At 74.2% G+C, this 13,580-nt stretch carries 14 protein-coding genes and 1 pseudogene; 8 read left to right on the plus strand and 7 right to left on the minus strand.

Annotated features, from left to right (window positions below):
• Window positions 1-62: 62 nt before the first annotated feature.
• The 5 genes and pseudogenes from DEJ48_RS30150 to DEJ48_RS30170 all read right to left on the minus strand — a co-directional run bounded on the left by DEJ48_RS30150 (window position 63) and on the right by DEJ48_RS30170 (window position 4,338).
• The gene (locus DEJ48_RS30150; RefSeq protein WP_150219344.1) at window positions 63-722 is read right to left on the minus strand and encodes a response regulator transcription factor; all 660 of its coding nucleotides are present in this window, start codon (window positions 720-722) and stop codon (window positions 63-65) included.
• Window positions 719-1,984 carry a sensor histidine kinase gene (locus DEJ48_RS30155; protein ID WP_150219345.1) on the minus strand — a complete coding sequence of 422 codons (1,266 nt, stop codon included), beginning with the start codon at window positions 1,982-1,984 and terminating at the stop codon, window positions 719-721. The genes DEJ48_RS30150 and DEJ48_RS30155 overlap by 4 nt, the downstream gene beginning before the upstream one ends.
• A pseudogene (locus DEJ48_RS30160) lies at window positions 1,981-2,987 on the minus strand (hypothetical protein). Before DEJ48_RS30160 ends, DEJ48_RS30155 begins: the two are co-directional and overlap by 4 nt.
• A 97-nt stretch (window positions 2,988-3,084) precedes the next feature.
• Window positions 3,085-3,561: a GNAT family N-acetyltransferase gene (locus DEJ48_RS30165; RefSeq protein ID WP_150219346.1), complete on the minus strand. Its 477-nt coding sequence runs from the start codon at window positions 3,559-3,561 to the stop codon at window positions 3,085-3,087.
• Between the two features lie 3 nt (window positions 3,562-3,564).
• A complete protein-coding gene (locus DEJ48_RS30170; protein ID WP_150219347.1) occupies window positions 3,565-4,338 on the minus strand; it encodes an IclR family transcriptional regulator in 774 nt (257 codons plus the stop codon).
• 124 nt (window positions 4,339-4,462) lie between these two features.
• On the opposite strand from DEJ48_RS30170, the gene DEJ48_RS30175 reads away from it, so the two are divergent.
• The gene (locus DEJ48_RS30175; protein WP_150219348.1) at window positions 4,463-5,995 is read left to right on the plus strand and encodes an aldehyde dehydrogenase (NADP(+)); all 1,533 of its coding nucleotides are present in this window, start codon (window positions 4,463-4,465) and stop codon (window positions 5,993-5,995) included.
• Window positions 5,996-5,999: 4 nt separating this feature from the next.
• Window positions 6,000-6,608: a DUF1349 domain-containing protein gene (locus DEJ48_RS30180; RefSeq protein WP_150219349.1), complete on the plus strand. Its 609-nt coding sequence runs from the start codon at window positions 6,000-6,002 to the stop codon at window positions 6,606-6,608.
• 22 nt (window positions 6,609-6,630) lie between these two features.
• Here DEJ48_RS30180 and DEJ48_RS30185 read toward each other — a convergent pair whose 3' ends face one another.
• Entirely contained in the window at window positions 6,631-7,746 is a 1,116-nt protein-coding gene (locus tag DEJ48_RS30185; protein WP_150219350.1) for a Gfo/Idh/MocA family protein, read from the minus strand.
• A 63-nt stretch (window positions 7,747-7,809) separates the two neighbouring features.
• Between DEJ48_RS30185 and DEJ48_RS30190 the strand changes: the two genes are divergently transcribed.
• From DEJ48_RS30190 to DEJ48_RS30210, 5 genes are all read left to right on the plus strand, one after another.
• Complete coding sequence (locus DEJ48_RS30190; RefSeq protein ID WP_150219351.1) at window positions 7,810-8,175, plus strand: winged helix-turn-helix transcriptional regulator; 366 nt, start codon at window positions 7,810-7,812, stop codon at window positions 8,173-8,175.
• A gap of 96 nt (window positions 8,176-8,271) precedes the next feature.
• The gene (locus tag DEJ48_RS30195) at window positions 8,272-8,988 is read left to right on the plus strand and encodes a DsbA family oxidoreductase (RefSeq protein WP_150219352.1); all 717 of its coding nucleotides are present in this window, start codon (window positions 8,272-8,274) and stop codon (window positions 8,986-8,988) included.
• A gap of 22 nt (window positions 8,989-9,010) precedes the next feature.
• The gene (locus tag DEJ48_RS30200) at window positions 9,011-10,066 is read left to right on the plus strand and encodes an aminotransferase class V-fold PLP-dependent enzyme (RefSeq protein ID WP_150219353.1); all 1,056 of its coding nucleotides are present in this window, start codon (window positions 9,011-9,013) and stop codon (window positions 10,064-10,066) included.
• A 67-nt stretch (window positions 10,067-10,133) separates the two neighbouring features.
• Window positions 10,134-10,772, plus strand: coding sequence for an RNA polymerase sigma factor (locus tag DEJ48_RS30205; protein WP_411757496.1), 639 nt, complete (start codon window positions 10,134-10,136; stop codon window positions 10,770-10,772).
• Window positions 10,769-11,803 (plus strand): maleylpyruvate isomerase family mycothiol-dependent enzyme, encoded by a 1,035-nt coding sequence (locus DEJ48_RS30210; RefSeq protein WP_150219355.1) that lies wholly within the window; start codon window positions 10,769-10,771, stop codon window positions 11,801-11,803. Before DEJ48_RS30205 ends, DEJ48_RS30210 begins: the two co-directional genes overlap by 4 nt.
• An 18-nt stretch (window positions 11,804-11,821) precedes the next feature.
• On the opposite strand, the gene DEJ48_RS30215 is transcribed toward DEJ48_RS30210, so the two are convergent.
• Entirely contained in the window at window positions 11,822-12,343 is a 522-nt protein-coding gene (locus DEJ48_RS30215) for a MarR family winged helix-turn-helix transcriptional regulator (RefSeq protein ID WP_150219356.1), read from the minus strand.
• A 137-nt stretch (window positions 12,344-12,480) separates the two neighbouring features.
• On the opposite strand from DEJ48_RS30215, the gene DEJ48_RS30220 reads away from it, so the two are divergent.
• A complete protein-coding gene (locus DEJ48_RS30220) occupies window positions 12,481-13,548 on the plus strand; it encodes an alkene reductase (RefSeq protein ID WP_150219357.1) in 1,068 nt (355 codons plus the stop codon).
• The last annotated feature ends 32 nt before the right edge of the window (window positions 13,549-13,580 follow it).

Here is a 13,580-nt window from a genome sequence, read left to right on the forward strand (position 1 = left end):
GTTCCCTTCTGGCGTGCTTGAGACCCTTTTCTCATTCAGTCCTCATGTGCCGGCCGCGCGGGTCAGCCGGTCTTCACGAACCCCGCCTCGAACGCCGCGATGACCGCCTGCGTGCGGTCCCGCGCCCCCGTCTTGGCGAGGACGGCCGCCACGTGCGTCTTCACCGTCGCCGCGCCCACGCCCATCCGCGCCGCGATCTCCGCGTTGGTCAGGCCCGCCGCCATCAGCCGCAGCACCTCGCTCTCGCGGCCGGTGAGCCGGGCCACCCAGGCGGGCGGCGCGGGCTCGGCGCGGCCGTACTCGGCCGCCAGGGCGCGGACCGCCGCGGGGAAGAGCAGCGAGTCGCTGCGCGCGACGAGCCGGACCGCCTGGACGAGGTCGTCCGCGTCCGCCCGCTTCAGGAGGAACCCGGCGGCGCCCGCGCGCAGCGCCTCGTACACGTACGCGTCGTTCTCGAAGGTCGTCACGACGACGACGCGCGGCGGCGCCGGCATCGTCCGCAGGATCTGCTCGGTGGCGCGGATGCCGTCGACCTCCGGCATGCGGACGTCCATCAGGACCACGTCGGGCTTCAGGTCCCGGACGACGGAGACGGCCTCGGCGCCCGTCGCCGCCTCGCCGACCACGTCGATGCCCTGCTCGGCCGAGAGGATCGCGCGCAGGGCGGTGCGGACCATGCGTTCGTCGTCGGCGAGGACGACCTTGATGGCGTTCGCGGTCATGGGTGCCCTTTCAGAGGAAGTCGTACGTCCAGTCGCCACATGCCGTCGTGGGGGCCCGCGGTCGCCGTGCCGCCGAGCAGCCGGGCCCGGTCGGCGATGCCGCGCAGACCGTGGCCGCCGCCGGGCCGGGAGGCGGCGGCGCGGGACGGGAGCGGGTTCTCGGCGGTGACGCTCAGATCGGCGGCGTCCACGGCGATGCGCAGGGTGACGGAGGTGGCGTCACCGCCGTGCCGCAGCGCGTTGCTCAGGGCCTCCTGGACGATGCGGTAGGCCTCGCGGGAGACCTGCGGCGGCAGGGCGTCGGGGTCCGCGTCGACCGTGGCGGACACGCGCAGGCCGCCCGCGCGGGTGCGGCGCAGCAGATCGTCGAGGTCGGCGGCGAGCGTCGGCGCGGGGGCCGCGGGACGGGCGCCGGTGCCCTCGCCGGTCTCCCGCAGCACGCCGAGCACGGCGTCCAGTTCGCCCACCGTGCGGCGCGTGGTGTCCTCGATGGCGGCGAGCGCCTCGCGCACGAACTCCACGTCGTGGTCGAGGACCCGGCGGGCCGCGCTCGCCTGGAGCGTGACGGCGCTCAGGGCGTGGCCGACCGAGTCGTGCAGTTCGCGCGCGAGGCGGTTGCGCACGGCGAGGTCGGCGGCGCGGCGCTCGGCGGCCGCGAGCCGGTCGGCGGGTGTCGGCCCGAGCAGGCCGGGCGCCCGGCGCGCGAGGAGCCCGCCGGCCGCGGCGGCGCAGGCGGCGAGCGCGGCGAACGCGAGCAGGCCGACGACGGGGGAGAGCGCGAGCCACCAGGGTTCGTCGAAGAACGGGGGCGCCCCGGTGCTGTCGTCCCGCAGCGCGGGGACGAACGGCAGCGCGACGAGGAACGCGGCGAACGGCGGCAGGGCCAGCGACATGCCGCTGATGACCCCGCCGAGGCCGAGGTGCAGCGTGAACCAGGCGACGGTGCGGCCGCGCGCCGCGCGGGTCCGTGCGGGGCCGTCCGCGAGCGACTCGTCCGGCACCGCGCACAGGGCGCGTACGGCGGCCACGGACATGGGCCTGGTCAGCGGGAACAGCGCGGTGATCGCGGCGAGCGGAAGACCCACCGCGAACGCGCTGAGCTGGGCGCCGAACGAGCCGAGGAACGTCTTGTCGCCGAAGAGCGGCCCGACCACGACGGAGCCGACGAAGACGTACGGCATGGCGAGGGCGCCACCGAGGATCAGATGGATCCACCGGCGGCGCGTCCGGTGCCCGAACAGGGCGGTGACGAGCGGCTTCACGCCGTGGCCCCCGCGCCCTGTCCCAGGAAGCGCGCACCGGCCGCGGCCACGAGCAACCCGGTGATCATCTGCACAGCGTAGGCCAGAACCATCGGGCCGGTGGGTCCCCCGGTGAGGTCGTCCACGGGCCCCGTGAGCGAGGCGGCGAGCAGCCAGCCGCCCCAGCAGCCCACCGCGCCCGAGCCCACCCAGAGGAGGGCGAGCGGCACTCTCACGGGCAGCGCGGGCAACCGCCGGAAAACGAGCACGAGGGCGCCGCCCACGGCCGCCGCGAGGTGGACCACGTCCAGGACCTCCAGTACGTGGAAGCCGCCCGTGCGCTCCCCGGCCCGCGCCTCGCCGAGCCCACGGTGGAGCCGGCGGCCCAGAGGGCGTGCAGCGTGGCGGGGAAGAGGGCGAGCAGCGAGGCGACGGCCACGGCGACGCGCGGCCACGCGCCGTCGGCGGACGGCAGCCCGCCCACCCGTCCGCGCCACAGGTGCCCCCAGCGGTCCCGGGCGTAGAGGGCGAAGAGAATCCCGAGGGCGAGGCCCTGCGCGATGAACCCGGTGTACACGACGCCGAAGACCCAGCCGTCGAGAAACGGCTCGTCCCCGCTGCCGCCCGACGAGCCGCCGGCGCCGCCGAACGCCTCGACCGCGAGCTGCAGCGGATATCCGGCCATGATCGGCGTCAACAGCCCGGTGGCGACCCACATCGGTGCGAGGAGCAGCCAGGCGGGTGTCCGCAGCCCCCACGGCCGGGTCAGCAGCAGGGCGAGCACGATGACGCTCGCGTCCATGAGGACGGTGAGGCCGTTGGCGACGATCATCGTCGCCCGGTGCTCCAGCAGCGGACTGCCGTCGGGGATCCCGGGACGGCTCCCGCAGATCCAGGCGACCTTGAGGGCCGGATACGGGACGCATGCGACCACGGAGACGAGCCGCAGCACGCGGCGGAGCCGGCCGGTGCCGGGCGTGGAGGGCCCGGCGGTCGAAGCGGCGGGGGACAGGATCTGCGACATGCCACAACGCTCCCGCCCGGACGGCCCCCGCACGTCCTGCGCCATGACGATCCGCCTCCGCCGTGCGGCGGAGACGGCCACCCCGTGTCGCCGAGCCTCAGCCGCCGTGCAGGACGAGGACGACCTCGTCGATCTCCTTGCCGCGGGCCGGTGCGTAGCCGCGGTCCTGGGCGGAGATCCGGAAGCCGCACTTCTCCAGGACCCGTATCGACGCCGCGTTGTCCGCCGCCGCCCGGGCGAAGAGCGGGCGTTGCGGCTCCAGTTCCAGGAGGCCGCGCAGGGCCGCCGTGGCGAGCCCGCGGCCCCAGTACGCGCGGTCGATCCAGTACGTGACCTCCCGCTCGCCCGGCTCCCCGTACACCCCCGCGTTCCCCACCACGTCACCGTCCGCGAGGACCGTGCGGACGGCGATGTCGGCCGAGGTCCGCATCTTCGCCCAGTGGGCGTCGAAGGCGTCGTGGTCGGTGGGGTCCTCCGGGGTGAACGCGGCCATGTGGGCCGACTCGGGGTCGTTCATCTGACGGAAGAAGACGGGCAGATCGCTGTCGTGGACTTCGCGCAGGCTGACATCCATGGGTCAGAGCCTACGAGTTGCCAGGGTCAGCCGGTCGCGTGCGTCGAAGAGCGCGTCCTTCACCATCTGTTCGTGCGCGGGCGTGAGCCGCGCCACCGGCACGGAGCAGCTGATCGCGTCGCGCGCGGGCGTGCGGTACGGGATGGCCACGCCGAAGCAGCGGAGCCCGAGCGTGTTCTCCTCGCGGTCCACCGCGAAGCCCTGCTCGCGGACCGTGCGCAGCTCCTCGATGAGCTTCTCGCGGTCGGTGATGGTGTGCTCCGTGAGCGCGGGCAGCGTCTCGGGGAGCATCTTGCGGACCTGCTCGTCGGTGTGGGTGGCGAGCAGCGCCTTGCCGAGCGAGGTGGAGTGCGCGGGCAGGCGGCGGCCGACGCGCGTGAAGGGCCGCAGGTAGTGCTGCGACTGTCGGGTGGCGAGGTAGACGACGTTCGTGCCGTCGAGCCGCGCGAGGTGGATGGTCTCCGTGGTGTCGTCGGAGAGCCGGTCGAGGGTCGGGCGGGCGGCGGCCACGACCTCGTCGCCGTCGATGTACGACGTGCCGACGAGCAGGGCCCGCACCCCGATGCCGTACCGCGTGCCGGTCGCGTCCGTCTCCACCCAGCCGAGCTCCACCAGCGTGCGGAGCAGCATGTAGAGGCTCGACTTGGGGTACCCGACGGCCTCCTGGACCGCGGCCAGGGAGTGCATTCCGGGACGGCCCGCGAAGTACTCGAGCAATTCCACCGTCCGCACCGCCGACTTGACCTGCGCACCGCCTCCGGTCTCTCCAGTCGACATCGCCCTTGACCCCTTTGAACGCCGAGAAATAGTCTCCGAAGTCCCCGTCATTCATCAACGAAGACAGCGTTCAGCATATCGAACGGCCCTGGTGAGTGGCATACCTCTGGAAAGGGAATCCGCGGTGGCAGCAGCACCAGTCTGGAGTGTCGACCCCCGAACCGGGAAGCAGCGCGAGCAGGTTGCGGTGGAGGCCACAGCCGAAGAGGTCGACCTCGCGGTGCGCGCCGCGGCCGACGCCGCGTCCGCCCTCGCCGACCGCACGGTCCGCGCCGCCTTCCTGCGCACGGCCGCGGACCTCCTCGAAGAGGCCGAGGACCACCTCGTGGAGGCCGCGGACGCCGAGACCGCCCTCGGCCCGGTCCGGCTCACCGGCGAACTCGCCCGCACCTGCTACCAGTTCCGCGCCTTCGCGGACATCGTCGACGAGGGTGCCTTCCTCGGCATCGTCATCGACCACCCCGACGCCACGGCGACCCCGCCCATCCCCGACCTGCGCCGCTACAAGATCCCGCTCGGCGTCGTCGCCGTATACGCCGCGTCCAACTTCCCCTTCGCCTTCTCCGTGCCCGGCGGCGACACCGCGAGCGCGCTCGCCGCGGGCTGCCCCGTCGTGGTCAAGGCCCACCCCGACCACCCCGGCACCTCCGAGCTGGTCGCCTCCGTGCTGCGCAGGGCCGCCGCCCGGCACGGCGTCCCCGAGGGCGTCGTCGGCCTCGTGCACGGCTTCGACGCGGGCGTCGAACTCGTCAAGCACCCGCTGGTCTCGGGCGCCGGCTTCACCGGCTCCATCCGCGGCGGGCGCGCCCTCTTCGACGCGGCGGCCGCACGGCCCGTGCCGATCCCCTTCCACGGCGAGCTCGGCTCCCTCAACCCCGTCGTCATCACCGAGGCCGCCGCCGCCGAGCGAGCCGAGCAGATCGGCACCGGACTCGCCGGCTCCATGACGCTCGGCGTCGGCCAGTTCTGCGTCAAGCCCGGCCTGGTCCTCGCCCCCGAGGGCGCGGGCGGCGACCGGCTCGTGAAGTCCCTGACCGACGCGGTCAGCAACACCGAGTCGGGGGTGCTCCTCGACCACCGGATGCGGGACAACTTCGTCGCCGGGGTGCACGAGCGCGCCGCGCTGCCCGACGTGGACGCGCCGGTCACCCCCGGTGCGGGCGGCGAGCACACCGTCAGCGCGGGCTTCCTGACCGTCCCGGCCGCCCGACTCGCCGCCGAAGGGGCGCACGACCTGCTCCTTGAGGAGTGCTTCGGCCCGGTCACCGTCGTCGCCCGCTACGCCGACGACGCGGAGATCACCGCCGTGCTCTCCCGGCTGCCCGGCAACCTCACCGCCACCGTGCAGCTGTCCTCCGACGAGGCGGCGGGGGAGAGCGGCCGGGGCGCCGAACTGCTCGCCGAGCTCACCCCGCTCGCCGGACGCGTCCTGGTCGACGGCTGGCCGACCGGCGTCGCCGTCGCCCCCGCCCAGCACCACGGCGGCCCCTACCCCGCGACCACGTCGACCTCGACATCCGTGGGCGGCACGGCCGTCGAGCGCTGGCTGCGGCCGGTCGCGTACCAGAACACCCCCGAGGCGCTGCTCCCGCCGGAGCTGCGCGACGCCAACCCGCTGGGACTGCCCCGGCGCTACGACGGGCGCCTGCAACACTGAGCCCATGGACGTCACGATCCCCGAACTGCCCTTCCCGCTGCGCACCTACGGCCCCGACGGCGACTGGTCCCACGAGGACGGCGTCCTCACCGGCTGGGCCGGCCCCCGCCAGGACCGCTTCGTGCCCCCGACGGGCGCCGTGGTGGAGCCCGCCTCCGACGCGCCGCGCCTCCTCGGCGCCCCCGAGGGCGACTTCCAGCTGATCGCCCGCGTCACGGTCGGCTTCGCCGCCGCCTTCGACGCGGGCGTGCTGTACCTGCACGTCGGCGAGCGGGAGTGGGCCAAGCTCTGCCTGGAGCGCTCCCCGGACGAGCCCACGATCTGCACGGTCGTCACCCGCGGCCACTCCGACGACGCCAACGCGTTCGTGGTGGACGGCAGCAGCGCCTGGCTGCGCATCAGCCGTACGGGGTCGGCGTTCGCGTTCCACGCGTCCACGGACGGCGAGCGGTGGACGTTCGTGCGGATCTTCTCGCTCGGCGACGAGGAGGCGGCGGGCGCCGCGCTGGTCGGCTTCATGGCGCAGTCGCCCGTCGGGGAGGGCTGTGTGGTGACGTACGACCACATCGAGTTCCGCCCGAACTGGCCGAAGGGACTGCGGGACGGCTCGTAGGCCCGGGGGCCGTGGAGTGGTTTCAGAGCTGGACGCGGGTGCCGGTCGCGGCCGAGCGCTCGATCGCGTCGAGGAGCCGCTGGCGCCGCGCCGCGTGCGCGAAGTCCGGTGCGTGCGCGGTGCCTTCGGTGAGGTCGGCGAGGACCTGCGCGTACTGCGCCCCCACGTTGTACGCGGGCAGCCCCCGCAGCTCCCCGACGGCGGGGACGTCGAAATGGCGGGCGGGCACGGGGAGTTCGACGAGGCCGGTGTCCGTGCCGCGGCCGCCCCGCACGGACAGGGACGCCTGCTGGAGATGGCCCGAGTCCCCCGTGACCACGAGGTCGCCTTCCGTGCCGTTGATCTCCCAGTGGAAGTTCGTGCCCCGCGAGAGCCCGGCGCGGAAGTGCACCGAGGCGACGGCCCCCGAGGCGAGCCGACCGCTCACCGCGATCTGGTCGTCGACGGTCATGGCGGCCGGGCGGCCCGTGCCCTCCTCGTGCACCACGGGGCGCCGGGTCGCCAGGGTCGCGGAGACCTCGGTGAACTCGCCGAGCACCATGGAGACGGCGTCGGCGGTGTGGCCGAAGGGGATGGTCAGCATGGTCCCGCCGTTGCGCCGGTCGAGGAGGTACTCGCCGGACGGTTCGAAGACGGGTCCCCAGCGCCGCCCCGACGCCACGAGACTCGTCGACAGGACCTCCCCGACGTAGCCCTCCGCGACGAGTTCGCGCACGAACCGCACCGCGGGCGCCGAGCGGGCCTGCAGCCCCACGAACGTCCGCACCCCCGCCCGCTCCGCGGCCGCCGCCAGCTCCTCAGCCTCGGCGAGACCGTTGCCGAGCGGCCACTCGCAGAGCACCGCCTTGCCCGCGTCCAGCGCGCCGAGGACCACCTCGCGGTGCAGCGGCACCCGCACGCTCACCACGACGAGATCCACCTCGTCGCAGCGGACGAGCTCCGCCGGTGAGCTGAAGGCCAGCGGCACCCCGTACCTGGCGCCGGCGGCCCGCGCCGAGGCGTCGCTCGACGCGGCCAGCGCCCGCAGCTCATACCCGTCGAGCAGGGCCAGGGCAGGGACGTGGGAGTGCGGCGCCCAGCCGCCGCGGGCGGAGAGGCCGACGAGACCGACACGGACGGGAGAGGGGAAGGAGTTCATGGCCGGGACGGTAGGGGCCGCCCCCTGATCACCCGCAAGGGACCCAACTATATTTTGGAAACCATGACTGGTCAGACCCTTGAGGACAGCTCCACCCGGCACGACATCTACGGCTTGCTCTGCCCGGGGCGGGCGATCTTCGAGCTGCTCGTCAACAAGTGGACCGGCCTCGCCATCACCGCCCTCGAGGACGGCCCGCGCCGCTTCGGCGAGCTCCGCCGCAAGCTGGAGGGCGTCAGCCCGAAGGTGCTCACCCAGACCCTGCGCCGCCTGGAGGACCACGGCCTGGTGACCCGCACGGTCCACGCCGAGGTGCCGCCCCGCGTCGAGTACGCGCTGACCGACCTCGGCCGCGGCGCCCTGGAACCCCTCGCCCACCTGCGCACCTGGATCAGGACGAACACGGGGAGGTTCACGGCGGCGGAGTGAGGCCGGGGGAATGCGGTGCTTTGCCCGTACGTTGTCGTCAGGAGCGGAGGCCACCTCCGCACCGACCTGACGTACGACCTGAAGAGAGCCACACACATGCGCGTCGAGATCTGGAGCGACATCGCCTGCCCCTGGTGCTACGTGGGCAAGGCCCGCTTCGAGAAGGCGCTCGCCGCCTTCCCGCACCGTGACGGCGTCGAGGTCGTGCACCGCTCCTTCGAGCTGGACCCGGGGCGCGCCAAGGGCGACACCGGGCTCGTCCTGCCGATGCTCATGCAGAAGTACGGCATGAGCGAGGAGCAGGCCCGCGAGGGGGAGCGGCGGCTCGGTGAGAACGCGGCCGCCGAGGGCCTCGACTACCGCACCGAGGGCCGCGACCACGGCAACACCTTCGACATGCACCGTCTGCTGCACTTCGCCAAGGAGCAGGGCAGGCAGGACGAGCTGATCGGACTGCTCTACCGCGCGAACTTCGCCGAGGAGCGGTCCGTCTTCGCGGACGACGCGCGCGTCGTGGAGCTCGCCGTCGAGGCGGGTCTTGAGGAGGCCGAGGTGCGGGGCGTCCTCGCCGACCCCGAGCGGTACGCCGACGACGTCCGCGCGGACGAGCGCGAGGCCGCCGAGCTCGGCGCGAACGGCGTGCCGTTCTTCGTCCTCGACCGCAAGTACGGCGTCTCCGGCGCCCAGCCCGCCGAGGTCTTCACGCAGGCCCTGGAGCAGGCGTGGGGCGAGCGCGCGCCGCTCACCACGCTCGCGTCGGCCGACGGCGGCGACGCCTGCGGACCCGACGGATGCGCGGTTCCGCAGGCCTGATCCGCCGCATAAGTTGACCCCCATGGAGTCCATGGGGATCAACACCGGTACGGAATTCGCTCCCACATCGACGTATCTGAACACCGCCAGTTGTGGCCTGCTGCCGCGTCGCGCCGTCGACGCGGTCCGCGCGCTCGCCGTCGAGAACGGCGAAGGAAGGCCCGGCGGCGCCGGTGACTTCGAGGTGGTCGACGCGGCACGGGCCGCCTTCGCCCGGCTCGTCGGCGTGGCGGAGGGCCGGGTGGCGGTCGGCGGGTCCGTCGCCGTGCACGCCGGACTGATCGCCGGATCCCTGCCCCCGGGCGCCGAAGTCCTCGTCCCCGAGGGGGAGTTCGCCTCCATCGTGAACCCCTTCGTGCTGCGCGGCGACCTCAAGGTGCGGTACGCACCGCTGGACGGGCTCGCCGCGGCCGTGACGCCCACGACGGCACTCGTCTCCTTCTCCGCCGTCCAGTCCGCCGACGGCCGCGCCGCCGACCTGCCCGCCGTCCGCGCGGCGGCCGCCGCCCACGGCGCGCGCACCCTCCTCGACGCGACGCAGGCCGCGGGCTGGCTCCCGCTGGACGCCGACGCCTACGACTACACCCTCACCGGCGCCTTCAAATGGCTGCTCTGCCCGCGCGGCGTGTCCTTCCTGACCGTGCGCGAGGACGCCCAGGAGGCCCTCGCCCCGCTGCACGGCGGCTGGCTCGCCGCGGCCGACACCTGGCACTCCACGTACGGGCCGCTCGCCGAACTCGCCCCCGACGCGCGCCGGTTCGACGAACCCACCGCCTTCCTCGCCTACCACGGGGCCGCCGCGGCGCTCACCCTCGTCGAGGAGACCGGCGTCGACGCCGTCCACGCCCACGACACGGCGCTCGCCGCCCGCTACCGCGCGGGTCTCGCCACGCTGGGCCACACCCCGGTGCCGGGCGCATCGCCCATCGTCTCCGTGCCCGGACTGGCCGACCGGGCACCGGAGTTGACCCGGGCGGGCATTCTGACGTCGGCACGGGCGGGGCGCCTGAGGGCGGCGTTCCACGTGTACAACACCGAGGCGGATGTGGACCGCCTCCTCGACGTGCTCTCGGGCTGAGGCCTGGCGCGGCGGGCCGCGGGGCGCCAGGCTTGGCGGTACTACGTGGCCGCGCGGGCCGTGCGAGGTGGTGGTGCCGGTGGAGCCGTCCTCCGAGAGGCCGGGCACGTCGAACCTGCCGTCCGGCGCGGGAAGGACGCCCGTCGACGCCGAGCTGCACCGGCGGCTCGTCTACGGCGAGGAGGCGGCGCTCGCCGACGTCTACGCCGCGTACGGCGTACTCGTCCACCGCGTCGCCACCCGTGTCACCCGCGACCACACCGCCGCCGAGGACGTGACCCAGGAGGTCTTCGCCCACTTGTGGACCAGGCCCTACACGTTCGACGCGCGCCGCGGCAGCCTGCGCGGCTGGCTGTCGATGCTCGCCCACCGCCGCGCCGTGGACTGGGTGCGCGGCGAGGAACGCCACCGCAAGGCCGCCCACGCCGACGAGACCTCCCTGCGGACCGTGCCCGCGCCGGGGCCCTCCCCGGACGAGGCGATCCTGGAGCAGGAACGCTCCCTGCTCCTGCACTCCGCCCTCGCCCGGCTCCCGCTGCCCCAGCAACAGGTGGTGCACCTCGCCTACTTCGCCGGCCGCACCTACCGGCAGGCCGCCGTCGAACTCGGCATCCCCGAAGGCACCGCGAAGACCCGCCTGCGAACGGCTCTGCGCACCCTGGCCGAGACCCTCGCGGACCCACCCCTGCGAGGTGAACACCCATGACCACCCCCCACGAAGCGGTGCGCGAACTCCTCGGCGCCTGGGCCCTCGACGCCCTCATGCCGGGCGACGAGGCCGATGTCACGGAGCACCTGGGGGAGTGCGAGCGGTGCGCGGCCGAAGCGGCACGGCTGCGGGACACCGTGCGGCACCTGGACGGCCCCGAGGCGCCCGACCCCCCGCCGGACCCCGACCCCGGCACGCACGGGCTCTCCCTCGCCCTGCGCAGCCGCGCCCCCGCCCTGCGCACCGCCCCGCACGCCGCGCCCTACGCCGCGGCGGTGGCCGCACTCAAGGCGCTCCTCGGCGAGCTGGACGAGCACGGCCCGTGGGGGACACCCGTCGTCCACGAATGGGACGTGCGCGACACGGTCGCGCATCTGATCGCCGCGGACGAGCCCCTGGCCCGGCACGTCGACGGGAACCGGCGGGCGCCCGCGCGGCCCGCGGCCCCCGCGGGCCCGCCGCCCCCGTGGCGCGTCGAGTGGGCGGCACGCACCCGCGAGGTGATCCTCCGCGAACGGGACCGTACGCCCGCCCAGACCGTCTCCACGTGGCGCAACCAGGCCGTCGGACTCCTCTCGTCCCGCGCCGCCCACGACCCCGAACTCGCCGCCCGTACCGTGGTGCTGGCCGGCGGGCGGCTCCCCGTCGCCGACCACTTCCTGGCCCGCGGCTTCGAGGCGTGGGTGCACGCCGGCGACATCGGCACCGCCCTCGGCCTGCCCGTCCCTCCGCCGCCCGCCCCGCACCTGTGGCAGCTGGTCCGCTTCGCCGTCCGCATCCTCGGCCCGGCGCTCGGACCAGAGGCCCCGCCCGTCGCCCTGACGGTCTCCGGCGAAGGCGGCGAGACGGAGTGGATCCTCGGCAGCGCGGACGACCCGGTACGGGCGCAGCTGGTCCTGGACCCGGTCGACTTCTGCCTCCTGGTGGGCGGCCGCCGCACCCCCGAGGGCGTCCCGCGCGGCACGTCGGGCGACGAGTCGGCGGCCCAGCGGGTCCTGACCCGGGCGGCGTCGCTGTCCTGGCTGTAGCGCGGACGTCTCCCGTCCTCAGCCGCGTCCCTTGCGCTCCGGGCAGTCCTCCGTCTCCTTGCACAGGTTCGTCTCCACCTTCGCGAGGAGCCGTGCCAGGTCCGCGCGTTCCGTGTCGTCCAGGCCCGCCAGCGTGTGGCCCTCCAGCTCGCCCCACGCGCGTTCCACCTGCGCGAGCAGGCCGCAGCTCGCCGCGCTGGCCTCGACCAGGACCGCGCGGCGGTCGGCCGGGTCCGGGCGGCGGCGTACGTGGCCGGCCTGTTCCAGGCGCTGCAGCATCTTCGTGACCGTCGAGGGGTCGAGGTCGACCGCCTTGATCAGCTCGGACTGCCGCACCGCGCCCGCCTCCCACAGGTGCATCATCACGAACTCCTGGCCGGGGTAGAGGCCGAGCCCCTTCAGGACCTTGCCCGCGGCGATGCGATGCAGCCGGGCCACCCGGCTGACGGCGAGACTGACGGGTCCCGCGGCGGCGACCCCGGACGCCCCCGGGGCACAGACGGGGTCGGCCGGGGGTGCCTGGGCGGTGTCGGCCTTCATCGCGTGCTCCTGTTTGTCGATCGTGAGACGTCTGCCGAAAGATTACCTTGGTCGGCCAAGAAATGGGTTACAGTGGCTCTTGGCGCGAATGATTGGCCGACCACATATCTCCGCGATATCTCAGCCAGGGAGTTCTGATGACCACCGCGTTCGACCCGATCGACCTGTCCGGCACCCCGCTCCGCAACCGCATCGCCATGGCCCCCATGACCCGAAGCCGCGCCGGTGAGGGCGGTGTCGCCACCGACCTGACCGCGGAGTACTACGCGCAGCGCGCCTCTGCGGGGCTCATCGTCACCGAGGGCATCCAGCCTTCCGTGGTCGGCCAGGGATACCCGGACACCCCGGGCCTCCACAGCGATGAGCAGATCGCCGCCTGGCGCAAGGTCACCGACGCCGTGCACGCCGCGGGGGGCACGATCTTCGCCCAGCTCATGCACGCGGGCCGCGTGGGCCACCCCGTCCTCCTGCCCGACGGACTGATCAACGTCGCGCCCTCACCGGTCGCGGCCGACGGACAGGTGTACACCGCGGAGGGTCCCAAGGACTTCGTCACCCCGCACGAGCTGACCGACGCCGAGATCCGCGCGACCATCGCCGACTTCGCCACCGCCGCCCGCAACGCGATCGACGCCGGCTTCGACGGCGTGGAGCTGCACGGCGCCAACGGCTACCTGATCCACCAGTTCCTCGCCCCCGGCTCCAACCGCCGCACCGACGCCTGGGGCGGCTCGCCCGAGAACCGCGTCCGGTTCGCCGTCGAGGTCACCGCCGCCGTCGCCGAGGAGATCGGCGCCGCCCGCACCGCCCTGCGCGTCTCGCCCGGCAACCCCGCCAACGGCATCTCCGAGCCCGACCCCGAGCCGGTGTACACCGCGCTCGCCAAGGAGCTGGCCGGCCTCGGCCTCGCGTACCTGCACATCATGGAGGTCGGCGACGTCCGCGAGCTCACCGTGCGGCTGCGGCAGGACTTCGGCGGCACGCTCGTCCTGAACCCGCACAGCGAAGGGCCCACCGGCCCCGACGCGCTCGCCCTGATCGAGGACGGCACCGCGGACCTCATCACGTTCGGCGCGCTGTTCCTCGCCAACCCGGACCTGCCCGCCCGCCTGAAGGCCGGCGGCCCGTACAACACCCCGGACCGCGCGACCTACTACGGCGGCGACGAGAAGGGTTACACCGACTACGCCGCCCTGCCGCAGTAGCCGTGGAACCGCGAACGGCCCGGCTCCCGGGA

The organism is Streptomyces venezuelae, from assembly GCF_008642315.1.
Classification (GTDB): Bacteria; Actinomycetota; Actinomycetes; order Streptomycetales; family Streptomycetaceae; genus Streptomyces; species Streptomyces venezuelae_D.

Excerpts from the sequence above, each read along its gene's own strand:
- DEJ48_RS30200 (WP_150219353.1), top strand. The coding sequence starts at position 9,011 with ATGGAGTCCATGGGGATCAACACCGGTACGGAATTCGCTCCCACATCG.
- DEJ48_RS30220 (WP_150219357.1), top strand. The coding sequence starts at position 12,481 with ATGACCACCGCGTTCGACCCGATCGACCTGTCCGGCACCCCGCTCCGC.
- DEJ48_RS30150 (WP_150219344.1), bottom strand. The coding sequence starts at position 722 with ATGACCGCGAACGCCATCAAGGTCGTCCTCGCCGACGACGAACGCATG.
- DEJ48_RS30190 (WP_150219351.1), top strand. The coding sequence starts at position 7,810 with ATGACTGGTCAGACCCTTGAGGACAGCTCCACCCGGCACGACATCTAC.
- DEJ48_RS30215 (WP_150219356.1), bottom strand. The coding sequence starts at position 12,343 with ATGAAGGCCGACACCGCCCAGGCACCCCCGGCCGACCCCGTCTGTGCC.
- DEJ48_RS30170 (WP_150219347.1), bottom strand. The coding sequence starts at position 4,338 with ATGTCGACTGGAGAGACCGGAGGCGGTGCGCAGGTCAAGTCGGCGGTG.
- DEJ48_RS30165 (WP_150219346.1), bottom strand. The coding sequence starts at position 3,561 with ATGGATGTCAGCCTGCGCGAAGTCCACGACAGCGATCTGCCCGTCTTC.
- DEJ48_RS30195 (WP_150219352.1), top strand. The coding sequence starts at position 8,272 with ATGCGCGTCGAGATCTGGAGCGACATCGCCTGCCCCTGGTGCTACGTG.
- DEJ48_RS30210 (WP_150219355.1), top strand. The coding sequence starts at position 10,769 with ATGACCACCCCCCACGAAGCGGTGCGCGAACTCCTCGGCGCCTGGGCC.
- DEJ48_RS30185 (WP_150219350.1), bottom strand. The coding sequence starts at position 7,746 with ATGAACTCCTTCCCCTCTCCCGTCCGTGTCGGTCTCGTCGGCCTCTCC.
- DEJ48_RS30180 (WP_150219349.1), top strand. The coding sequence starts at position 6,000 with ATGGACGTCACGATCCCCGAACTGCCCTTCCCGCTGCGCACCTACGGC.